This is a genomic window from Halorhabdus utahensis DSM 12940 (genome assembly GCF_000023945.1).
In the GTDB taxonomy this organism is placed as follows: Archaea; Halobacteriota; Halobacteria; order Halobacteriales; family Haloarculaceae; genus Halorhabdus; species Halorhabdus utahensis.
The window spans coordinates 455,501-476,696 of record NC_013158.1; the positions used below are offsets into that span (position 1 = coordinate 455,501).

At 60.8% G+C, this 21,196-nt stretch carries 21 protein-coding genes; 10 read left to right on the top strand and 11 right to left on the bottom strand.

Annotation, left to right across the window (positions count from 1 at the left end; all coding sequences use genetic code 11):
* Window positions 1–118 precede the first annotated feature (118 nt).
* Window positions 119–475: a thioredoxin family protein gene (locus HUTA_RS02265; RefSeq protein ID WP_012795523.1), complete on the top strand. Its 357-nt coding sequence runs from the start codon at window positions 119–121 to the stop codon at window positions 473–475.
* A 136-nt stretch (window positions 476–611) separates the two neighbouring features.
* Window positions 612–842, top strand: a complete 231-nt coding sequence (locus HUTA_RS02270; protein WP_012795524.1) for a UPF0058 family protein — start codon at window positions 612–614, stop codon at window positions 840–842.
* A 7-nt stretch (window positions 843–849) separates the two neighbouring features.
* On the opposite strand, the gene HUTA_RS02275 is transcribed toward HUTA_RS02270, so the two are convergent.
* Genes HUTA_RS02275 through HUTA_RS15480 form a run of 3 tightly spaced genes read right to left on the bottom strand, consistent with a single transcriptional unit; the run spans window position 850 to window position 2,698 of the window.
* The gene (locus HUTA_RS02275) at window positions 850–1,584 is read right to left on the bottom strand and encodes a DUF7530 family protein (protein ID WP_012795525.1); all 735 of its coding nucleotides are present in this window, start codon (window positions 1,582–1,584) and stop codon (window positions 850–852) included.
* Window positions 1,581–2,471 (bottom strand): NAD(P)H-binding protein, encoded by an 891-nt coding sequence (locus HUTA_RS02280; protein ID WP_012795526.1) that lies wholly within the window; start codon window positions 2,469–2,471, stop codon window positions 1,581–1,583. The genes HUTA_RS02275 and HUTA_RS02280 overlap by 4 nt, the downstream gene beginning before the upstream one ends.
* Window positions 2,472–2,521: 50 nt before the next feature.
* Window positions 2,522–2,698 (bottom strand): hypothetical protein, encoded by a 177-nt coding sequence (locus HUTA_RS15480; RefSeq protein WP_169304879.1) that lies wholly within the window; start codon window positions 2,696–2,698, stop codon window positions 2,522–2,524.
* A gap of 161 nt (window positions 2,699–2,859) precedes the next feature.
* On the opposite strand from HUTA_RS15480, the gene HUTA_RS02285 reads away from it, so the two are divergent.
* Window positions 2,860–3,816, top strand: a complete 957-nt coding sequence (locus HUTA_RS02285; RefSeq protein WP_049941152.1) for an L-lactate dehydrogenase — start codon at window positions 2,860–2,862, stop codon at window positions 3,814–3,816.
* A gap of 21 nt (window positions 3,817–3,837) precedes the next feature.
* On the opposite strand, the gene amrS is transcribed toward HUTA_RS02285, so the two are convergent.
* Complete coding sequence (gene amrS, locus HUTA_RS02290) at window positions 3,838–4,884, bottom strand: AmmeMemoRadiSam system radical SAM enzyme (RefSeq protein ID WP_015788232.1); 1,047 nt, start codon at window positions 4,882–4,884, stop codon at window positions 3,838–3,840.
* 150 nt (window positions 4,885–5,034) lie between these two features.
* On the opposite strand from amrS, the gene HUTA_RS02295 reads away from it, so the two are divergent.
* Entirely contained in the window at window positions 5,035–6,072 is a 1,038-nt protein-coding gene (locus tag HUTA_RS02295) for an AIR synthase family protein (RefSeq protein ID WP_015788233.1), read from the top strand.
* 107 nt (window positions 6,073–6,179) lie between these two features.
* On the opposite strand, the gene HUTA_RS02300 is transcribed toward HUTA_RS02295, so the two are convergent.
* From HUTA_RS02300 to HUTA_RS02315, 4 genes are all read right to left on the bottom strand, one after another.
* Window positions 6,180–6,806 carry a twin-arginine translocation signal domain-containing protein gene (locus HUTA_RS02300; protein ID WP_143920316.1) on the bottom strand — a complete coding sequence of 209 codons (627 nt, stop codon included), beginning with the start codon at window positions 6,804–6,806 and terminating at the stop codon, window positions 6,180–6,182.
* Between the two features lie 466 nt (window positions 6,807–7,272).
* Window positions 7,273–7,548 carry an ArsR family transcriptional regulator gene (locus HUTA_RS02305; RefSeq protein ID WP_015788236.1) on the bottom strand — a complete coding sequence of 92 codons (276 nt, stop codon included), beginning with the start codon at window positions 7,546–7,548 and terminating at the stop codon, window positions 7,273–7,275.
* A gap of 281 nt (window positions 7,549–7,829) precedes the next feature.
* A complete protein-coding gene (locus HUTA_RS02310; protein ID WP_015788237.1) occupies window positions 7,830–8,384 on the bottom strand; it encodes a DUF7344 domain-containing protein in 555 nt (184 codons plus the stop codon).
* Window positions 8,385–8,714: 330 nt separating this feature from the next.
* Entirely contained in the window at window positions 8,715–9,251 is a 537-nt protein-coding gene (locus HUTA_RS02315; RefSeq protein ID WP_015788238.1) for a DUF7344 domain-containing protein, read from the bottom strand.
* An 886-nt stretch (window positions 9,252–10,137) separates the two neighbouring features.
* Between HUTA_RS02315 and glmS the strand changes: the two genes are divergently transcribed.
* Window positions 10,138–11,946: a glutamine--fructose-6-phosphate transaminase (isomerizing) gene (gene glmS, locus HUTA_RS02320; protein WP_015788239.1), complete on the top strand. Its 1,809-nt coding sequence runs from the start codon at window positions 10,138–10,140 to the stop codon at window positions 11,944–11,946.
* A 77-nt stretch (window positions 11,947–12,023) separates the two neighbouring features.
* On the opposite strand, the gene HUTA_RS02325 is transcribed toward glmS, so the two are convergent.
* The 3 genes from HUTA_RS02325 to HUTA_RS02335 all read right to left on the bottom strand — a co-directional run bounded on the left by HUTA_RS02325 (window position 12,024) and on the right by HUTA_RS02335 (window position 16,204).
* A complete protein-coding gene (locus tag HUTA_RS02325; protein ID WP_015788240.1) occupies window positions 12,024–13,010 on the bottom strand; it encodes a DUF1616 domain-containing protein in 987 nt (328 codons plus the stop codon).
* Window positions 13,010–14,974: a hypothetical protein gene (locus tag HUTA_RS02330; protein ID WP_049941155.1), complete on the bottom strand. Its 1,965-nt coding sequence runs from the start codon at window positions 14,972–14,974 to the stop codon at window positions 13,010–13,012. The genes HUTA_RS02325 and HUTA_RS02330 overlap by 1 nt, the downstream gene beginning before the upstream one ends.
* A 297-nt stretch (window positions 14,975–15,271) precedes the next feature.
* Entirely contained in the window at window positions 15,272–16,204 is a 933-nt protein-coding gene (locus HUTA_RS02335; protein ID WP_015788242.1) for a glycosyltransferase, read from the bottom strand.
* A 329-nt stretch (window positions 16,205–16,533) separates the two neighbouring features.
* On the opposite strand from HUTA_RS02335, the gene HUTA_RS02340 reads away from it, so the two are divergent.
* The 5 genes from HUTA_RS02340 to HUTA_RS02360 all read left to right on the top strand — a co-directional run bounded on the left by HUTA_RS02340 (window position 16,534) and on the right by HUTA_RS02360 (window position 21,172).
* Complete coding sequence (locus tag HUTA_RS02340) at window positions 16,534–17,838, top strand: sulfatase (protein ID WP_015788243.1); 1,305 nt, start codon at window positions 16,534–16,536, stop codon at window positions 17,836–17,838.
* A 227-nt stretch (window positions 17,839–18,065) separates the two neighbouring features.
* Window positions 18,066–18,647 carry an acyltransferase gene (locus HUTA_RS02345; protein WP_015788244.1) on the top strand — a complete coding sequence of 194 codons (582 nt, stop codon included), beginning with the start codon at window positions 18,066–18,068 and terminating at the stop codon, window positions 18,645–18,647.
* Window positions 18,644–19,738 (top strand): DegT/DnrJ/EryC1/StrS family aminotransferase, encoded by a 1,095-nt coding sequence (locus HUTA_RS02350; protein WP_015788245.1) that lies wholly within the window; start codon window positions 18,644–18,646, stop codon window positions 19,736–19,738. Before HUTA_RS02345 ends, HUTA_RS02350 begins: the two co-directional genes overlap by 4 nt.
* A 14-nt stretch (window positions 19,739–19,752) precedes the next feature.
* Window positions 19,753–20,337: a metal-dependent hydrolase gene (locus tag HUTA_RS02355; protein ID WP_015788246.1), complete on the top strand. Its 585-nt coding sequence runs from the start codon at window positions 19,753–19,755 to the stop codon at window positions 20,335–20,337.
* Between the two features lie 100 nt (window positions 20,338–20,437).
* Entirely contained in the window at window positions 20,438–21,172 is a 735-nt protein-coding gene (locus HUTA_RS02360) for a polysaccharide deacetylase family protein (RefSeq protein ID WP_015788247.1), read from the top strand.
* The last annotated feature ends 24 nt before the right edge of the window (window positions 21,173–21,196 follow it).

The window sequence follows — 21,196 nt, forward strand, 5'->3', positions numbered from 1 at the left end:
GGCCGGCGGACAAATACCCGTTGGTCGTCGGCTGACGGGGATCCGCTGGCGGTCCTCGGTCTTGTTCTAACCAGACAATATCGAGTGGTCTTTGAACCTCCAGGCCTGAAAGAAGACAATGACAGCCGCCAGTCAGTATGACGCCACAGATCCGCCCGAGCGTCCGGTCGCGCTTACGGACGCGACCGATCTCGACGCCCTCATCGAAACATACGATACCGTTCTCGTCGAATTCTACACCGACGGTTGTGGGGTCTGTGCGTCAATGGAGCCGATCCTGGGGATCGTCGCCCAAGACAGCGACGCCGTGGTCGGGACGATCAACCCGCGCGACGATCCGCCGCTGGTCGAACGCTTCGACGTGCGAAGCGTGCCCCTATTGGTCGTGTTCCGGAACGGCGAACCAGTCGAGCGCGTCGCCGACGGCTTCCAACCAGCCGAGGATGTCGTGGCGCTGCTCGAAAGCGCGACGTAAGGATCGTTTCAGCTGATCGGAGAAGAGTTCTGGCGGCCACCGATCGGATACAATGTCGAGCCGTACAGCTATAAGAAATCCCTGGCGTGCCAGGCTTAACAGATACAGTCTACTGGACAGAATATCAGAATATTCTATGCGAAAACAGGAACTCGTTCACCTGCATGGCCTCCTCGCGGAGGTGCGCCGGTACTGCGAGCAGGAGGACAGTCGGTCGCTTGATCTCTCGAAATACGAGTCGCTGGGCACGGACGAAGCCGCAATCCATCGTGGCAAAGAGCAACATCGGTCGGCGGTATTTGCCCTGGCCGAAGCACTCACCGAGGGCTCCGAGGAGAAACAGACAGTGGTGACGACGACGGATTGATTCGGTTTCACCTCATCCGGTGCAACACAAGGATCGAGGCACCGGAGACGAGTGTAATCGCAACGACGTGGCCGACGACCGCTGCCACAAGGATCGGATGGCCCACAACGAACGGGACCAGCGAGAGTTGGATCCAGGCGAAGCCGATCGTGATCGCGTCGATCCGTCGGAGTTCGTCGACCGTTTCCCGGTCAAGCGCTTCGGACAACCACAGACTCCGCCAGAGCCCGATCAGGCTCGCCCACCAACCCGTGCCGATACGATAGCAAACGTCCCAGAGAACCACGAGCGTGAAAAACACCGCTGGTGCCGGGAGTGGCTCACCGAGCAAGCCGGTGAGTACCGTCTCCCCGCCCGATCCGGGATCGAGCACGAACAGATACGTGACGAGGGCGAAAAAGGCGACCAACCCGAGGACGATCTCGATCCCAGTGCCGAACAGTGTGTGCGTGTATTGTTCGGGAACATCGAGCCGACGCGTCCGCCGCCCGATAGTCAGCATGAAGACACTCCCGGCCGAGGCGACGACCACAGCCACTGTCCCGGCCGGCAGACTGCCCCAGCGCCCGTACCCAGCCGCCAGCGCCACCACGCCGGCCTCGAAAATCACGAGCTGGAGCACCAGCGCAGCACCCCTGGAGAGTGAAACACCGGGGATCGATCCGACGATGCTCTCGTACACCCACCGCTGGTTGCTCCGGGGATCACTCACGTCCCGGCCGTCCGGTTGCCGGGGCGTCATTCGCCTGACTCACTGGCGAACGCCCGCCGGACGGCGTCCTCGAAGGAGGTTTTGTCGAGAGTGATAATCTCCTCGATGCTGGCATCGGTGACGACGACGGGGTTTTTCAGTCCCAGGATGAGTGGCCGGGAGATTGCCTTCGGGACGTCAGTGACGAACTCCACCCAATAGGAGGACAGTCGCGGCGTCAGAACGGGTACCGGGATGATGTACCGGCGCTTGCCGAGGATCGCCGCGGTCTTCTCGAGCATGTCCCGGTAGGTCAATATCTCCGGACCACCGATCTCGTAGGTGTTTCCCGCCGTTTCGGGCCGTTCGAGCACGCCAACCAGGTACGCGACCACGTCGTCGATTGCGATGGGTTGGCACTCGGTGTGGAGCCACCGGGGTGCGATCATAACCGGCAATCGGTCAACGAGTTGGCGCACCATCCGGAAACTCGCACTGCCGTCGCCGACGATGATCGCCGCTCGCAACGTCGTGAGGTCGACGTCACCGCTGTCGAGGACAGCCTCGACTTCCTGGCGTGACTTGAGGTGTTCGGAGAGTTCGTCGCCGGCCTCGCCGAGTCCGCCGAGATAGATGGTACGGTCGACGTCAGCTGCATCGGCGGCCTCCACGAAGTTCTCCGCGGCCCGGCGGTCACGGTCCGCGAACGAGTCGCCAGTCTCCAGTGAGTGAACGAGGTAGTAGGCAGCGTCGATCCCATCGGGCAGCGACAGCGACTCGGGTTCGAGCAAATCACCCTCGATGACATCGACGCCGTCGGGGGGAGCGTACGTACTCGCGTCTCGCGTCATCGCGACGACGTCGTGGCCCGCTTCGCGGAGCGCGGGCACGAGTTCGCTCCCGACAAATCCCGTCGCGCCAGTGACCAGTACGCGCATGAATGAATTCGGGGCCGACAGTGGATAAGTTGTCGGGCGACGCGACCGGTTTACTTGCGGGGACGCTGGGACTGATGGCTGATCCGCTCGGCGACGACCGACGGCACCGTCGTCTGGCACCGACTGCACCGCCAGGTCGGTCTCGTGGTGCCATCGTCCTTCTGTAGGTCCTTCTCGTTGTCCAGCGTCGCCCCGCAGCCGTCACAGATGTAGGTAGATCGCGTCACGGGACATCCCTCAACAGTGACTCCGGACGGCAGCTACTTGATGGCTTCTCCGGACGAACGGGTGTTAACGTTTGACATGCCATTGACGGTTGTCCACTAACTGACTCGACATGGCTCCGAATCTTTATCCCCGTCTGTCAATAACCCGTGACCAGATCACCATGCCGGACCAAGCAGTCAAGGGAAAAGTTGCGATCATCGGGGCGGGCGACGTCGGCGCGACGACCGCCTATGCGCTCATGATGAGTGGCTCGGTCTCCGAGATCGCCCTCGTCGACATCGACCACGAGAAAGCCGAAGGTGAAGCCATGGACCTGCGTCACGGCGCTGCCTTCGTCAAGCCGGTCAACATCTACGCCGGTGATTACGAGGATGCACACGATGCAGATGTCGTGATCATTGCGGCCGGCGCAAGTCAGAAACCCGGCGAGACCCGGCTCGAACTGCTCGAACGGAACGTCGACATCTTCCACGACATGGTGCCCCGCATCACCGACGGGCTCGCCGATGACGCCGTCGTTCTCGTCGTCGCCAATCCTGTCGATGTCCTATCATATGTCACCTGGAAAGTGTCCGATCTCCCCTGGCATCGAGTCATCGGCACCGGGACGGTACTGGACACCTCCCGATTCCGGAACGTCCTCAGCAAGAACTGCAACGTCGACGCGCGGAACATCCACGCCTACGTCATCGGCGAGCACGGCGACAGCGAGGTGCTCGTCTGGAGTGCGACCCACATGGCCGGTGTCCCCTTCGACGACTACTGTCCCGTGTGTGACAAGGACTGCGATCTCAACAACCGTGATCTGATCGCCGACGAAGTACAGGGCGCGGCCTACGAGATCATCGAACGCAAAGGGGCAACATACTACGCGATCGGACTGGCGACGACAGAGATCGTCGAGAGTATCATCCGCGACGAGAACTCGATCCTGACCGTCTCGACACTGATGGACGGCCAGTACGGACTCGAAGACGTCTACCTGAGTCTGCCCGCCGTCGTGAATCGGGGCGGTATCCGGCGGGTCGTCGATCTCGACCTCGACGAGAATGAACGCGAGCAGTTCATCGAATCCGGCGAGTTGCTCAGCAACGAGATTGCCAAATTGGATATTTAAGTCACTCCGGTAGCATCGTTCTCAAACGACGACGTCGATGTCGCGTCCGCACTCACACTTGCCATCGAGATCAGCTTCGATACTGGTTCGAAACCCATTGCGCCTGATCCAGGTGGCCCCACAGTCCGGACAGCGCGTGTCGTTGTCGGCGTGCCCCGGGACGTTGCCGACGTAGACAAACTCCAGGCCCACGTCACGAGCGATCGCCGCGGCCCGTTCGAGCGTGTCGACAGGCGTCGCGGGACGATCGCGCATATTGTGATCCGGATGGAACCGAGTGAAATGCACCGGAACCGACCGATCGAGATCCGCACGCACCCATTCGGCGAACGCCCGGATCTCCGCGGGGTCGTCGTTGAGATCCGGAATGGTAAGGTACGTAATCTCCAAGTGGGTGTCCGTCTCATAGAGCGATTCAGCCCCACGGAGCGTCGGCTCGACCCTCGCGCCCATGTACTCGACGTGAGCCCTGTCACGGAACCCCTTGATGTCGACGTTGGCGGCATCGAGATGCGGAGCCACCTCCGTGACGAACTCCTCAGTGAAGTAACCATTCGTGACGATCGCCGTATAGAGACCCGCCTGCCTGGCCTCGCGAGCCGCGTCCCGGACGTATTCGGCGTAGATCGTCGGTTCGTTGTACGTCCAGGCCACGCCCGCACAGTCCTGTTTGGTCGCACTCGCCGTCGCCTCGGCGGGACTGACGTCGCGAAGCGGCACGTCTTCCGGCTCGGCGAAGGCGATATGGTGATTCTGGCAGAATTGACACGCAAAATTACAGGATGCCCCGCCGAAGCTCAACACCCGCGTCGTCGGGTGAAAGTGATACAGCGGTTTCTTCTCGATCGGATCGGCAGTCCCCGGCGGGCCAGGGCTCGGGTCGTGGACGTTGCCGTAGGTCAACAGCCGTAACTCGCCATCGACGTTCTTTCGCACGTCACAGATACCGCGCTGCCCGGGCGAGAGCGTACACCGATGGGCACACGCAGTACACCGAACGCCCTCGCCCTCGGCTGGTTCGGCAAGGGAGGCTGGCTCCCCATCGCCGGTGCTGTCCGTCTGAGCCATTGCTACTACTGATTAGGGAGCCACGAGCAAAAGCCTACCCCGGAAGTGCATCGGGAGCCCCCAGCCAGTGTCCACCCGTCAGTTCGGGCTGGTCGATCCGCGGAGCGATGACGAGGAGTCTAAGTACCACCCGAAAGTACCACCCGGTGTATGAGTGAGCCTGAACTCGGCAAGGCCGACCGCGAATTCTTCGACGAATACATCTACCCACGGCTGGGGGCCGACCGCGACGACGTGCGCCTGCAACCCCAGCACGGCGTCGACTTCGGCGTCGCCGACGTGGGCGGTCAGGCACTGGCGATGGCGACCGATCCGGTATTCATCGTGCCCGCGGCTGGCTTCGAACGTGCGGCGTGGTTCGCGTTCCACATCCTCTTTTCGGACGTCGCCGTCTCTGGGCTGGATCCGGCCTACCTGAGCGTCGATTTCAACCTGCCGCCCGAGATCACTGACGAGCAGTTCGAAACCGTCTGGGAGACGTTCGACCAGGAAGCAGCGGAGCTAGGGGCTTCGATCGTCACAGGTCACACCGGCCGCTACGCCGGGTGTAACTACCCGATGGTCGGCGGCGCAACGACGGTGGCGACTGGTGACTTTGACGATCTGGTCACGCCAGATGGAGCACGTCCCGGCGACCGGGTGATCGTCACCAAAGGACCGGCGATCGAGGCGACAGGCCTCCTCTCCGTCCACTTCGACTCCCTGATGGACGGCGAGGTGCCGGCCGACGAGATTCAGGCTGCCAAGGATCGGTTCTACGACATGAGTCCGATTCAAGAGGCGATGGTCGCCTCAGCGGCCGGACCGGTAACCGCGATGCACGACGCCACCGAGGGCGGTGTCTACGGTGGACTCTTCGAGATGGCCCGTTCGGCCGACGTCGGTTTCGAGATCGAACGCGACCGGATCCCGGTTCAACCCGGCGTCGAGGCCGCCTGTGACTTTTTCGACATCGACCCCTGGATCTCGATCAGCGAGGGGACGCTACTGGCGACGGTCGACCCCGACGGAGCCAGTGACGTACTCTCGGCACTGAAATCCGAGGGGATCCCCGCTGCCGACGCCGGCAGGGTTGTCGAAGGATCGGGATTGACCGTCGACGGGCAAGCCGTCGATCACCCCGGCAAGGACCCTTACTGGGCCGCGTTCGAGGAATACATGGGGAAGTTACAGGCCCAAGACGACTGAGGCCGTGGCTCGGAAAACGGGGATTCAGGCGCGTTAAAGACTGTTTGTAGGGAGCTAGACGCCGTTAGTACACGGGATTCCCAAAAACGTGCACGCGCACCCACGTTTCAGCGGTGCTTGCTACTGGAGCCTTCTTGTTTGACCCATTTCTCCGGGAGGCCTGTCTTTGGATCGTGCCCCGGTCCCTTGCCGAGTCCCAACAGTTTGTGATCGTCGTCATCACAGAGTGTCTCACAATCGTACCCGCCGATCTCTCTGGCTTCCTGGACGCACGACGCGTCGTCCAACGATGGCGTCCATGGCGTCTTCGCACACCAGTGCTCGTTGGTGAAGATGCACGACGCTGAAGAGAACCTGTCCTCGCGGTAATTGTACATGATGACACCGAGTATCTTCTCACCGAGGCCCGCGAACACTTTTCGCACCCGCGCGTCACCGAACTTCCCCGGAACCTGGAACGTGTTCTCGGGGGTGAACTCGATGTCCCGACATTCAGTCGATCCATCGTGGAGCCCCACGACGACCCGCGCCACAGTCGGTGGTTCGTAGGTGACATCATCCTCGTTGACAACAATCCAGGCCAGCGAACAGCCGGTAAAGCAGACGTCCTGACGTTCCCACGCCGTGGCATTGCCGGCCATCGCGCTGACTCCGCCCACACCCACCGCCGCGCCGATACCGATCTTCCGTAGTACGTCCCGCCGGTTCATTCCCCGTGGCTTACTGTCTCGCATCACGAAGTACCTCTCGCGCTTAGCCGTTAGTTAGGAGCTGCGTGTCCGTGTTACGTTACAGCTACCAGCCGTTCGGCCGGTTTCAGTCCTCTGGTGAACCGCGAGTGTGACGTTGTCGGCGGTCTTGCGCTGGTACCGACGTGTCACTCAGTGCCTGGAAAGAGTGTTTGCCCGGCCATATGATACGTATACTAAACAGTCCTGAAACCGTTCGGGTAGTGTATGGATAGTTCCCTCACAGAAAGTGACATGCAACGCATCAGCGAGTTCGCATCGATGCCAAAATACGAGCGCGATCCCGAAATGCTGTTGCCGGAAAGTGACGACTGACTCGATCAGAAATCACTGCACAGATAGCGGAAAACAGCAAATCTGTCGCCAGTCACCAACTCACCACTGATAGGTGAGTACAGGAACAAACTGGCGTCGCACCTGTTGGCTTGCCTTCCCGGCAATCACACACCGCTCATACCAGGTCCTGTTCGCGGATGATCTCCCAGACATCCTGCCCACGGTCTGTCATACCGTAGATGCGTCCCTTTTTTCGTGATTCCGGCACCAGTAGCTCAACGAGGTTCCGGTCTCTGAGATCCTGAAGCGCCCGTGAGATGTGGGATACGGCACAGCCCGTGTCTTCGGCGATCGTCGAAGGGGGAGCCGGTGACTCCGACAAACGCTGCAGCACTTTGACCCGGTATTTCGAGCTGACGACGTAGCCAATCTCGTCCCAGTCGGAAGTCATTGAAACACCTTGTCGTAGTCCGTTCGATTGTATATTCGAATACAGCGGTGTTGAGCGCGAATCATGCGTATCTCGTTTCTGGCTGTCCCCGACCGCCGTTCGGATACAAGCAGATCGGGGCTCGTTTCATCCCAACTATGCTCACTGCCTACTCAGGTATATAGCGCTTACTCGTGTCGTTCGGGTGTCAGAATACATCTGAAACACTCCGTTCGGAAGAATCACAGCAGGATTCAACTGTCTTGGGCCGGGTGGGCATAGCAGACATACACCCCGTTGTATCATTGGTTGTACTCGATCAGTTCGAACGGAATCTCAGCCTGTCGCTGTCGGTATACCCAATACTGAATCGAACCAGACACCACGAAAACAAACAACGTGCTGAAGCTGACCAAGATGATCGGAATGTCACCGAGGACGGGGACGTTGGTCAGCGAGGAGACCATAAGCCCGGCGCTGAGGATGGCCAGGACGGCATAATGGAAAAGCCATGGATACGGCGCCTGATCGTTGGTGGTAAGGAACTGATCGACACTCCAAGTGCGGTCCGTCTGCTGGACCATTCCCTCGTCGGAGTCGTACTCGATTACGTTCATATCTGCCATTTTTGGCAGATGGGTTTGGTACAATGAGACGTAGACGCGCTTGCGCCGCTGGCTTGTCAGCTCCTCGATTGGAACCTCGTTTTCTCTCGCCGCGATCTGTTCGGCGAGGTCATTGACCGTCACCGAATCACCGTTCTGACGGAGGAAATAAAGCACCATCCGTCGGCGATGGTTGCTGAGTATATCGAAGACATCGTCGGGCGTCAGCCCCTCTTGGTCACTTGCACTCATTGTCACTAGCGGTTACCCTGGAATGTCGCACCAGTCAGGTTGCATACAGGTGGATCGGGAAGGAGCAAGTATAGTTATGGCCGGAATAACACAGGGTAATCGCGGATATCCCACACTGTAACCGTCGCGATTGCGAATCATCCGTTGTTGATGCAAACGGTGACGTGGCCACCTCCCCGGGGGATGTGATTACAGCTCGTGCAAAAAGCCATCCTGAATGTGCAACGTACTAGATGAGCCAACTGCTCGCCGACGACAGATCGGTTCTGTCATACAGCTGTTGGGTCGTCAAGCCGAAGACTGCCATCGCTGACTCGGTCGATGTCGGCGCTATCGAGCGGTATACAACGCCGCGATCAGAAGCATTGTACTGGAGAGAACGATGGTGATGGGATCCAGTACCTGCCCCGATACCAGCCATTCGAGGATGCCAAGCGACGGGACAAGAGCCAACATGAGTAGAGATAGTGGCCAGATGTCTCCCCATCCGAGGTGATCGGAATCGTCGTAAATCTGGTCGTCCGCCGGGAGATACTCCTTGACAAGTTCGTAATGCTCTCCATGGTCAACGATCCCCCGTGACTTGTTGAATGAAATCACGTCCATGTCGTCCATCTTCGGCAGATGGCACTGATAGAGTCCGACGTAGACCCGCTTTCGCTCCTGTGACGTGATCCGAGCAACATCTTTGTCGTTTTCCCAGCCAGCGATCTGTTCGGCCAACGTCCCCAGCCGAACCGAATCGTCCGTGGTCGTGAGATATTCGAGGACGTGGCGCCGTCGCTGATTCTTCAAGACGCCAAATATCTGATCCAGGCCGAGGGAGGATTCCCTCGCCCGTTCAGAACCTGACGAAAGTCGACTCACGTCTGTCTTCTGCTGTCGGAGACGCTGTCGTAAGCGATGTACAACCGGAACTCGGCGTCTCGAAGTGACCGTTCCACCGTCAGTGCGTTCGCTTGTATGCGAGTATTTCGTTTGGTTACTCATTCCTAACGGAGAACGTCAGAGTCGGCTAAGCGGATGGGATATCCGACGCTGCCGACTGTGACCCCCCTTCCCCCTTCCTGAGAAGCATGTGACGGGGGACACATAAATGTATCTATTGATGATATTATTTGTTGCCAGAACGGCGAAGGATTGCTGCCGGGATCACCCACGTCGATGGCCCATATATAAAAGGGTCAGCGGAACGCCAGAGTGGACGGATACACTGCCAGGTGCCCGTTTCCTGAGCCGCCCGTGACCCTGTGGGTGGAAGTCGGGTGCGTTCTCCGGGCATCGACCGATGCCAGATACCTAGCATCGGTGCGATCCCGGTTTGGAAATACGCTCCCAGCTATATTGTAATAGAGGACGTTATCGCCGGACAACTTGATTGACACTCTCTACCCGGTCGTCTTGGATGCCTGAGTGGTTTCTGGATTCTCGGCAACAGTTAGTCGAGCAGGTATCATCGACAACGACCGGAGACACGCTCAAGCAGGCACATAGAGTGTGCCAGCAAACAGAGTATCATTGGATTACTCGGCGATTCAGATCCCAACGCGTGCATAACAAAGACCCAACCGTGGTTCTCCCCGAATATGATTTCACAGCCGACCATGAGCCCAGCGCGGGAAGTGAGGGCGAACGAACGCCTTCCGGCTAGCAGCAAGCCAGTTCACTGCACACGGCGACAGCCCAAACAGAAACCAGCAGAGTGGAACCGCAATGGGTTGGCAGGATGGGACGCCAGTGGGAGGCGTACATAATGTGCGGAATCACCGCACAGGTTGGGCCAACCGACGCTGCCGACACACTCCTCACCTGTCTCGAAAACCTTGAATATCGAGGATATGATTCAGCCGGAATCGCACTCTCGGACGAATCAGGACTCACGATCAACAAGAGCGAAGGCACCGTCGGGGACCTCCGAGCGGGGATCAGTAGCGATACCTTCGATGGCGGGGTCGGAATCGGTCACACACGATGGAGTACGCACGGTTCGCCCTCGGACGAAAACGCCCATCCTCACACGGACTGTACGGGGTCGATCGCCGTCGTCCACAACGGTATCATCGACAACCACGAAGCCCTCCGGACGGAACTCCAGTCTCGTGGTCACGAGTTCACCAGCGACACCGATACTGAAGTCATCCCACATCTCGTGAGCGAACGTCTGGAGGCCGGCGAAGACATCGAAGCCGCATTCCGTGGTGCGGTCAGGGAGCTCGATGGCAGTTACGCGGTCGCGATGATCGTCAGCGGCGAGCAACGAGTGTTCGCCACCCGTCACGGTTCACCGCTGGTTGTCGGCCTCGGCGATCGGACGCAGTACCTTGCGAGTGACGTCCCGGCGTTCATCGAATACACCGATCGAGTCATCTATCTCGAAGATGGTGACGTCGCTGTCGTGGGTCCCTCGGGCCATCACGTCACTGACCAGGCTGGCAAACCGGTCGATCGGTCGGTCGAGACCGTCGACTGGGAACCCGAAGCAGCCGAGAAAGGCGGGTACGATCACTATATGCTCAAGGAGATCCAGGAACAGCCGACGTCACTCCGCCAGACGCTGGAGGGGCGCATTCGCGAGGAGAGTGTCTCACTCGAATCATTTCCACCGGGTTCGTTCACGGACGTCAGTACCGTCCAGTTCGTTGCCTGCGGGACATCGTATCACGCAGGACTGTACGGCAGCCACCTCCTTTCGGAAGGAGGGGTTCCCGCGACGACTCATCTGGCGAGCGAGTATGCGGTCTACCCGCCGCCGATCGACGAGGACACGCTCGTCATCGCCGTCACGCAAAGCGGTGAGACAGCGGATACCCTCGAAGCGTTACGTGTCGCGAAAGAGCACGGCGCCCGGACGCTCGCGATCACGAACGTCGTCGGTTCGACGGCCGCCCGTGAAAGCGACGACGCACTATTGATCAGGGCGGGTCCGGAGATCGGCGTCGCCGCAACCAAAACCTTCTCTTCGCAGGTGGCGACGCTACTATTGGTCGCCAATCGCCTGATCGAAGACGTCACTGGGGAGTTACTCGACGGGCATCTCGACCGGCTCGAAAGCCTCAGATCACTGCCCTCGTTCGTCCAGACGGGACTCGACACTTCACAGGCGCCAGCCGTCGCCGATCAGTATCTCAGTGACGGCCACTTCTTCATCGGGCGCGGCAACGGCGTTCCCGTCGCGCTCGAAGCGGCGCTCAAGTTCAAGGAGATTACCTACGAACACGCGGAAGGATTCCCCGCGGGCGAGTTGAAGCACGGTCCCCTGGCACTCGTCACCGCAGACACGCCGGTGTTTGTGGTCTGTACGGGCCGTGACGCGAGCAAGCTGGAAAGTGCAATTCGGGAGGTCCAAACCCGGGGTGCGCCAGTCATCGCGGTCGCACCCAGATCGATGTCCGACATCATCGACACCGCCGACGAGACGCTCACTGTTCCTGCGACCCACCCTGACCTGGTCCCGATCCTGGCGAACGTCCAACTCCAGCTCGTGGCCTATCATGCCGCAGCAAAGCTCGACCGAGCCATCGACAAGCCGCGGAACCTGGCCAAGAGTGTAACTGTCGAGTAACCGGCGGAGAAGTACTGTGTGACGAGACCACTGCTTCAGAATCAGCTTGCCTGGAAGACAAGCACCAGTCGGTTGCCTTACGATCGATTCTCTCCGACGACGTCGATCCAGTGTCGCAACGTCAGTGCTGCGTTCGCTGGCTTGGGGTCGTCCGACACTGGTTGCGTGTAGAGACGGTACTGTAACCGGAGCGATTCACCAGTCATCGTCGGATCGATCCGCCGGGGGATGACAACTGTCTCACCGTCCGCAAGTGAGACCTGACCGCGGTCGACGGTCCTGGTTTCGTTGACGGTCCCGTTCGGCCCGACGCGCTGTATCTGTCCGACGAGCGTGTACGTGATTGGCCGCCCCTCATGGTTTCCGAGGGAGACGTGCAACGTGTTCCCTTCGCCGGCGACGAACGTCACCGACTCGTTCTCGCCGAAGAACGTCTCACCGTCCCCACTCGCGACGAGTGTGGCTTCCGAGTAGGGTGTGCCCGGACTCGGCGTGATGGCGAAAAAGGCAAGCGATCCGACGAGCATCAGGACGGCGATACCGAACGTAACCGTCTGGATTCCAGAGAGGCCCAGCGTACGCGATATGGCGCTCGGTGTCCCACCGGCGGCCGGATCAGCACGCCAGTCAGGAGGGACTCGTCGGCGGCGCACCCAGGCGACCATGGAACCAGCGAACGTGATCCCACCGATACCGATGACGACAGGCGTGAGGCGGAACACGCCGAAGGCGCTTAAGACGATGCCGACGGTCGAGACGACCAGGAGGCTCCCGAGTAGCGACATCGCGACTCGCAGTGCCCAGCCCGGTCCGTACGGGCGACCGAGGGGTGAATCCGTGTTCGGTCTGACGGCAAACAACCAGCGGACATTGGGACTGGTTGGAAACATTGCCGCCACGAGTACGTACCCTGGAAGCACGAGGACGAACAGAACAGCGAGTGGCCATTCGACCGACCGGGGCAGATCAAAGAGCAGAAACCCGGCGATCGTGATTGTGACCACTGCATCCACGAGCAACAGGTCGGTCGGCAATCCGGCCAATCGTAATCGACGGGGCGTCATTACGGTGTTCCTCCAGTGGGCGTGCAGATTTTGGCCTGGTCGTTCGCGTAGGCGACGTTCCAGTCGGGCGGACAAACAGCAGTCTCGACAGCTGCCGGTACTTGTGTCAGATCGGACCCCTCCGCCCGGTGGAACGTGACTGGACCGCTTGATTGGTACTCCCGGTAGATGACCGCGTCCGCCGTCGTTGCTGCACCCTTCTGAGTCAGTTCGAGATTGATAGCACGCTCTTCGTATCGCCCATACCGTTCGATTAAACCGATGTAAGGGTGATCCGAAGCGACCGTCGCGCCGGAGGCAGGCGGCTTCATCTCACGGATGGTATCCACAGTCGCGATCTCCGCTTCCGTGTAGGCAAAGCGCTTGAACTGGTCATCGAAGACCGGGTTATCGAGCGTGGCTTTCTCGGCGACGGCCATCGATGTCGGGTAGCCCACCGAGACGAGGACAAACACCACGAGGACAACCCGACGATGTCCGGAACGGGAAAGATAGTACAGCCCGATGGCACCGAGCAGGGCCATCGAGACGTACAGGAACGCGATCCAGCGAGTGGGCAGGAGTGCGCGAAAGCCGAACAAAGACAGGCCGAAGACGGCCACGAACAGTCCGCCCCCGGCCAGCAGATAGGTGTACGTGAGGTCCGGGACGTGTTTCCAGCCGAGCATGTGAAGCCCGCCGACGACCGCCGCCAGCAACAGGAGTCCGAAGCCGAGCAGTTCGATATACGGAACGGTCTTGGCCAACAACGTCCCGGTCTCGACAGGCCCCCCGATCATCTGGGACGCTTCAGACCCCGTGCTGGCAAGGTTCAAGAACCCAGCCTTCGTCGACATAGCCTCCTGGACGACGGAGATTTCCGTCCAGAGGAACGTTCCCTGCCCCGGGAAGGGCGTGTTCGCCCACGACGCGACAGTCACCACGAGCGTGACGAGAAAGACACCACCGAGTGCACCAGCCGTTCGGTCGCCCTCGAACGCAGACCGTCCTGTCAGACCGAGCGTGACGGCGACGAGCGTGGCAATCCCCAGGAACACGATCGTGACCGCGGTCGATACCTGGTGGATGAACACGATCGCAAGGCTCGCCGCGAGCAGCAGGGCCACGACCCACCGTTCCGTGTATCCCACGAAAATCCTCGTCACGGCGTAAAAGACCACGAGGAACAACGCAAGTCCGAGACTTGTCGGAATAATGTACATCCCCCACCGGATGAATTGTTCGGAGAAGACGAGAAACGCCGTCGCGAGCAGCGCCCATCGCTCGGGGATGAGGAGCTTGCCGGTCCCGTAGATGAACAGCGCCGAGAGCGGGACAAACAGCCCAAGAGTCAGGTAGAGACCGTCGCGGGTGCTGCCGAAGAAGAGTTCGCCGGTCGCCCCGATGATGTGATATATCGGGGCCATGATATACTTGCTTTCGGCGAGCGGGCCGAGCGATCCCGTGCGGACGATCCCGTCGATGAAGACGGTGGCGTGCGTCCAGTTGTCGATGCCGACGTACCCCGGCGTCACGTACAGCGGAGCGAGCCGAAGGACGGTGCCGGCGACGAGTATCTCGAACAGAATGATCGCCGGGGTGAGATGGCCGTCGTCGACGAACAGTAACTGGGCCAGGATGGCCACACCCACCGTAGCGGTCAATAGGTAGACGAGGTTCGTTCGGGTACCAGCGCGGTGAATCGCCACGACGAACCCGGCGAGCACCACGAACGTGAGCGTGGGAAGCAACTGGGCGACGGACTTCGGGAGCGTGACTGACGCGGTTTCGAGTCGCCGGCTCCGCCAGTTGACGAGGTTCGACACCCGATCCGGCCGGTTGATGAGATACACGACGCTCCCGACACCCGCCGCGAGAGGGATCACCAGGAGGAACGCCTGCGCGGCCAGCGTCCGAAGTCCGAGCAGGAGGATCGAGGCGGCGATCCCGACCTTCGCGGCGGAAATATCTACGTCGTGATCCATAGATAGCCACTTGGTGAACCCACGGTTGCTCATCGTCGAGAGCGACAACGGGAAGTTCTCGTTCGCCCACAAGGGGTCGTGCGCAACTGGTTCACGTCACCGCGACTAGCCATGTACGGTATCGGTAGCACTGGCGATACGTACAGCGAAACCAGTGATTGTTATGATCCCCGTACCGACCGTGAAACAGCGATTGACCCGAAGCAAACACCAGCCGAAGAACAGTCATGCGGTCGGGTCGACGAGAGGAGGCAAGGGTCGACCGGTCCGATCTCGTGGTTCTCCAGGTGTGGACAGTTACCGACTGACGGATGCATAGACCGACCCAATCCGCTTGCTCATGCGGTCGACGCCGATATCCTCCACGTGGCGACGGGCCCCCGAGCGATCGTCCTGCTCGAGGACGTCACAGAGCGCGTCGATGAGAGCGTCGTCGGTTCGACAAACGAACGAGTGAGAAACGAGCGCGAGGCGGTCGCCAACGTCCCCAACGTCGGTCGAGACGACCGGTAGGTTACAAGCCATTGCCTCCTTGACGGCGTTGGGCGACCCCTCGTGTTTCGAGGTGAGCAACAGCGCGTCCGCGGCGTTCATATACAGCGGCATGCGGGCGTGCGGGACGTCATGCAACGTCTGGAGGACGACGTCGGCGTCCCGTCGTTCACGGACCCCAGAGACCACCGACTCGGCGCGTGGATAGTCCTTCACCGGGCGCTGTTTCGAGTACGGAAAGAGGACGTGGGCAGCGTCGTCTCGCCAGCCGACCAGCTCGCGCGCCGCGTCCTGTGGGATCGGCCGGAACAGGTTCAGGTCGATGCCATGGGGGATGACCGTCGTCGGCGTGTCGAGTTCCTCGGCCATCTCATCGGTCATTACGATGACCGCGTCGGCGCGTTTCGCACACCATCGACTCAGCCACCCGAACTCGCCGAAGAGATCCGATCCCCACAGCGATAGGACGACCGGACGTCTCGGTTGGGCCAGGGCCGCTGGTGCCGTCAAGCCATAATTGGCGTGAACGAGGTCATACGAGCCACGGGACTCCCGGAGGACGCGTGGATAGAATCGAAGGTAATCGACGATCGATCGGGAGCTCGTTCCCGTATCCGTCGTCAGTCGCTCTCCCGGGACGGCAAGCGTCTCCCCCGTGATCCCCCTGCGTTCGAGAGCCGTTACCTGCTGCTGGAAGAACTGTGCGTTCGGGTTCGTGACGAGATTGAGTATGTGCATCTCCACGGTGGAACCATGCTCCGGCACGGCCAGAGGACGCCACCAGACGGGATAGTAATGGGCTACATACTATCCGTCAAGTGTGATCATGCCTCCCCCATCTCGGTCCACGCGGACGGCATAGTAAACACACCATACCGTGTCACCAGACAGGGTTTTGCTGCGTGGTTTCAGTGTCGTCGGGATGTGGGGTAGCCGATCCGATCAGTCCGGCGGATGTCCCTGACTAACAAAACAGTGTCAGCCACAGAGTCCAGACCAGACGATGTCCGTCACAACGCAATTACCAGCAGGAGTTGCCCACGACCAGGCCCCAGCCAGAGAAACCGATGAGTGAAACCCGCCCAAACCTCGTCCTCGTCTCGATCGACAGTCTCAGGGCCGATCATTGCGGATTCCTGGGTGACGACCGCGGACTCACGCCGACGATGGACGAACTCGCCGACGATGGCGTCACGTTCGAGACAGCCATCGCACCCGGACCCCAAACCTTCTCGTCGATGCCGGCCGTGTTTACCAGCCATCATCGGCCGACAGGCGATCTGGAAACGTATCCTGGCGAGACAAACTGGAAGCGTCGCCTTGCCGCGATCGACGGGCACCTCCGTCGGCATCCATCGCTTCCCGAGCGGTTGACGGAACTGGGCTACTCGACGGCCGGTTTCAGCCCCAACCTCTGGGCGTCGGCAGCCTCGGGGTTCGATCGGGGGTTCGATTACTTTGCCGATCTCGCCGGTGAGCCAGCCGACAGTAGACTCCATACGTTGCTGAGCCGGACGCCAGGAGTCGACGAGACGAGCAAGCCCGTCGAGCTAACGCTTGACATGCTTTCCGGCAACTCGTTTTTCACCCGGTGGCAGCAGTTCTACGACGAACTCGACGCGGTTCGCCGTCGCCTCTCGGAGCCGTACTTTCTGTGGGTCTTCCTGCTGGACACCCACTTTCCGTTCCTGCCCACGCGCACATACCGTCAGGAACAGTCACTGCTTCGAATGTATCTCAACACGGCCCGGACCGAGAAAGTCATGCGGGGACACGCCGAAACAGTGTCGACTCGCGCCCGTGAGTCGATGCAGCGAAGCTATCGGGACACAGTTCGATCGGTCGACGGCTTCCTCCAACGAATCCGCTCGGATCTAGCGTCGGACGATCCGGTGATGATAGTCCACTCGGATCACGGCGAATCGTTCAACGAGCACGACAACTACGGTCACCATCATCGGGAACTGTACGAGGAGAACATACACGTTCCCTACGTCGTCTCGAACGCCGGCACGACGGGGACGATCACCGAACCGACCTCGCTCGCGACCATTCCGGAGGTCGCACTCACCATCGCCCGCGAAGGGGCTTTCACTCCCGAAACCGTCGCCGATACCGGCGTGGTTTCCCGGTGTGAGTACGGCACACACCAGGCAGTTCGATATCCACGGTTCAAGTATGTCGAACACGAGGACAAGCAGTCGTTGTTCGACCTCGAGAACGATCACCGAGAGACAGTCGACGTCTCCGATGAGTATCCGGGTCGGATCGCCGATAGCAGGGCGCGGCTCGCCCGGTTGGAGCGTCACGATCGAGAGACCCACGAGCTCTCGCGTGCCGCCCGGAATCTCGCCGTGGAGTGCAACCTGTAGGGCGCCCACCTGCCCGTTCGTCAATCTGCCGGGTGGCCCAGAGTCAGGGCGATCAAGTAAGTGCAGGGATGGAGCGAAGGCGCTGCATAACAAAGCGCGTATCCGGATTACCGACGGTCGACGCTGGCGGCGACGGTGCCGGTCCCACAAAACCGGCCGCTTGCCAGTATACAGACCATGACGGTGAACACAACTTCGCACGTCCACGGACGCGACAGGGAGGAACGATGACCCGCGCGAAAGTCGGTGACGACATCCATACCGACGCGCAGACGACTGTTGGCTACGAGTACGACGAGGACGCCAGCCCGGCGATCATCGGGGAAGACGCGACGATCCGGAAAGGAACGATGGTGTACTGTGACGTCGAGATCGGCTCCGGCTTTACGACTGGCCACGATGCGCTCGTCCGCGAACAGACGACGATCGGGGACGACGTTATCCTCGGGACGAAGTCAGTTCTCGACGGTCACGTGACAGTTGGATCGGATGTGAGTATTCAGACTGGAGTGTACGTTCCGCCGGGGAGCGAGATCGGAGACCGTGTCTTTCTGGGACCGAACGCCGTCCTGACTAACGACCCCTATCCGCTCCGTGTCGATGTCGACCTGGATGGGCCGACGCTCGGCGACGACGTCTCGGTCGGGGCGAACGCGACGATCTTGCCCGGAGTCACCATCGGAGACGGTGCCTTTGTCGCCGCTGGGGCCGTCGTTACGCAGGACGTTCCACCGCGTCGTCTCGCCGTCGGCGTTCCCGCCGAAATCAAACCGCTGCCGGAGGAACTCAGCGGGGGGAACGTCGCGTGATCCACGTTGCCAGTCCGACGTTCGGGACGGCAGAACAGGAAGCCGTTCAGGCGATATTGGAAAGTGGAATGGTCGCTGACGGTCCGGAAGTCCGGGACTTCGAATCTGAATTCGCCGCCTACTGCGGGAGCGACCACGCCGTCGCCACCGCGAACGGCACCGCAGCGCTGGTGGCTGCGCTCGAGGGGCTCGGTATCGGCGACGGCGATCGGGTCGTCACCACGCCGTTCTCGTTCGTCGCGAGTTCGAACGCCATCCGGCTGGTCGGGGCCGACCCCGTCTTCGCCGACATCGATCCCGAGACGTACAACCTTGATCCCGAGAAAACCCGAGAAATCGTCCGCGAGGTCGACGCCGATGCGATCCTTGCGGTCCACCTCTACGGTCTGCCGGCGGCGATGGCCGAACTCGCTGAGATTGCCGACGAAGAGGACGTCGCTCTCGTTGAGGATGCTGCACAGGCTCACGGTGCGATGTACCAGGGAGACTACGTTGGCACCTTCGGGGACGCCGCGGCGTTCTCCTTTTACCCGACCAAAAACATGACGACTGGCGAGGGCGGAATGGTCCTCACGGACGAGGAGGCGGTCGCCGACCGAGCCGCGAGTTACATCAACCACGGACGGGCAAGCGAAGACGCCCCGTACGCTCACGAACGGGTGGGCCACAACCTCCGCATGACGAGTATGGCGGCCGCAATCGGTCGCGTCCAGTTGGAACGGCTCCCCGACTGGATAGCGGCACGTCGGGACAACGCGTCGACGCTGACTGCGGCACTCGAGGAAGTACCAGGCGTCACCCCGCCGGCAGAACCGTCGGGCGCGCGCCACGCCTACCACCAGTACACAGTTCGGTGTTCCGACCGCGAACGGGTCCGCGAACAGCTCGAAGCGGCCGACATCGGGACGGCGATCTACTATCCGACCCCGATTCCGGACCTCGAGCCGTACGCGGCCTACGACCCCGACATCCCGGTCGCCGAACGGGCAGCCGAGGAGGTTCTCTCAGTGCCGGTGCATCCCGACCTCTCGGCGGCAGATGTCGAGCACATCAGTGATGCCGTACGCAACGCTGCACTCCAGGTGCAGTGAGGATGATCGGTTGAATGTGGCCGTGGGAGCACGCCGCCCTCGGGTACCTCGGGTACTCGCTCGGGTACCGTCTGCTGGGCCGGGACCCACCGGGGGATAGTGACACGGTCGCCCTTGGGCTCGCCACACAGCTGCCGGACGTGGTCGACAAGTCCCTCGCGTGGGGGCTTGGCCTGTTTCCGACCGGATTCGCCATCGCCCATTCCGTGTTCGTGGCGCTCCCCGTCGGCGTGGCCGCACTTGCGCTTGGCCGGCGAAGGGGACGCGTCCGCGAGAGCGCGGGATTCATTATCGGGTACTGGTCGCATCTGGTCGCCGACGTGGTGAACCCGCTACGGGCAGGTGGACAACCGCTGTTCGTCCGTGTCCTCTGGCCACTGGTCGAAACGACAGCCTACGACGCCGATTACGGTCTCGGCCGTGGACTCGTCTACATCCAGGAGTTCATCGCAGCAGTACGAGCGATGAATCCCCTCGATGTACTCGTCCTGTATGCCCTGCTTCCAGGGATGACTCTCGCGCTCTGGATCGTCGAAGGAACGCCGGGGACAGCGGTTTTCCGGCGCGCATGCACCACCGTTCGGCACCGTGTGAGGTAATCCGTCGGTGTCAGTGGCGCTGGAAAAGCCCGCCTACTCCCAGCTCGAACGCAGTAGGCGATGAATTACTAATCGAGAGACCCGCCTCTGCTGAGAAAGGATGGAAAGACAGATTGACCGATTGCTGCCCAGTCTCGAATTCACGTACGACTGGTATCGGGCGCTCCTGGACCGCCTCCAGCACGAGGGATACGCCTTCCGGACGTTCTCGGAGGCCGTCGAATCGAACACGGTGTTGCTCCGACACGACGTCGATCTCTCGATCGAGAAGGCCCTGACCACAGCGCGTATCGAAGCGGAGCGCGGGATCGAAGCGACCTATTGCGTCCTACTCACGTCCCCGCTTTACAACCCGCTCGAAGGAGCGGTCCGTGACAAGTTGCAAGCGATCGAATCGCTCGGTCACGAGGTGGCGCTACACTTCAGCACGCACGAATATTGGGACGACCGACCGGCAGACGGGGCGATCGAGTCGAAAGTCGAGGCCGAACGTGAGATCCTTGGGACAGTGCTCGAACAGACACCACGGACCGTCTCGTTTCACATCCCACCGAAGTGGGTCCTCGGCCGTTCCTTCGACGGATTCACCAGCACCTACAACCCGGCGTACTTCAACGAGATAGAGTACGTTGCCGATTCCGGACAACGCTGGCGAGACTCGACGCCGTCGGTCACCGATCTCTCCTCGACTGTCCAGATTCTTACCCATCCCGGGCTATGGGGGGAGACCGATCGTCAGTTCGAGGAGTGCGTCGACCGCAACGTGACCGAAGCGTGCCTTCGTGTCGACCGAAAGGCCCAACGGGAGTTCTGTGAGGGGGCGTACAGCCAGTGAGTAGAGTCATGACAGGACCGAACG

Coding starts and splice junctions, on each gene's coding strand:
- HUTA_RS02345 (WP_015788244.1), top strand. CDS start 18,066: ATGACCCGCGCGAAAGTCGGTGACGACATCCATACCGACGCGCAGACG.
- HUTA_RS02325 (WP_015788240.1), bottom strand. CDS start 13,010: ATGACGCCCCGTCGATTACGATTGGCCGGATTGCCGACCGACCTGTTG.
- HUTA_RS02355 (WP_015788246.1), top strand. CDS start 19,753: ATGTGGCCGTGGGAGCACGCCGCCCTCGGGTACCTCGGGTACTCGCTC.
- HUTA_RS02360 (WP_015788247.1), top strand. CDS start 20,438: ATGGAAAGACAGATTGACCGATTGCTGCCCAGTCTCGAATTCACGTAC.
- HUTA_RS02340 (WP_015788243.1), top strand. CDS start 16,534: ATGAGTGAAACCCGCCCAAACCTCGTCCTCGTCTCGATCGACAGTCTC.
- amrS (WP_015788232.1), bottom strand. CDS start 4,884: ATGGCTCAGACGGACAGCACCGGCGATGGGGAGCCAGCCTCCCTTGCC.
- HUTA_RS02285 (WP_049941152.1), top strand. CDS start 2,860: ATGCCGGACCAAGCAGTCAAGGGAAAAGTTGCGATCATCGGGGCGGGC.
- HUTA_RS02275 (WP_012795525.1), bottom strand. CDS start 1,584: ATGACGCCCCGGCAACCGGACGGCCGGGACGTGAGTGATCCCCGGAGC.
- HUTA_RS02305 (WP_015788236.1), bottom strand. CDS start 7,548: ATGACTTCCGACTGGGACGAGATTGGCTACGTCGTCAGCTCGAAATAC.
- HUTA_RS02270 (WP_012795524.1), top strand. CDS start 612: ATGCGAAAACAGGAACTCGTTCACCTGCATGGCCTCCTCGCGGAGGTG.
- HUTA_RS02330 (WP_049941155.1), bottom strand. CDS start 14,974: ATGGATCACGACGTAGATATTTCCGCCGCGAAGGTCGGGATCGCCGCC.
- HUTA_RS02280 (WP_012795526.1), bottom strand. CDS start 2,471: ATGCGCGTACTGGTCACTGGCGCGACGGGATTTGTCGGGAGCGAACTC.
- HUTA_RS02265 (WP_012795523.1), top strand. CDS start 119: ATGACAGCCGCCAGTCAGTATGACGCCACAGATCCGCCCGAGCGTCCG.
- HUTA_RS02300 (WP_143920316.1), bottom strand. CDS start 6,806: ATGCGAGACAGTAAGCCACGGGGAATGAACCGGCGGGACGTACTACGG.
- HUTA_RS02295 (WP_015788233.1), top strand. CDS start 5,035: ATGAGTGAGCCTGAACTCGGCAAGGCCGACCGCGAATTCTTCGACGAA.
- glmS (WP_015788239.1), top strand. CDS start 10,138: ATGTGCGGAATCACCGCACAGGTTGGGCCAACCGACGCTGCCGACACA.
- HUTA_RS02310 (WP_015788237.1), bottom strand. CDS start 8,384: ATGAGTGCAAGTGACCAAGAGGGGCTGACGCCCGACGATGTCTTCGAT.
- HUTA_RS02335 (WP_015788242.1), bottom strand. CDS start 16,204: ATGCACATACTCAATCTCGTCACGAACCCGAACGCACAGTTCTTCCAG.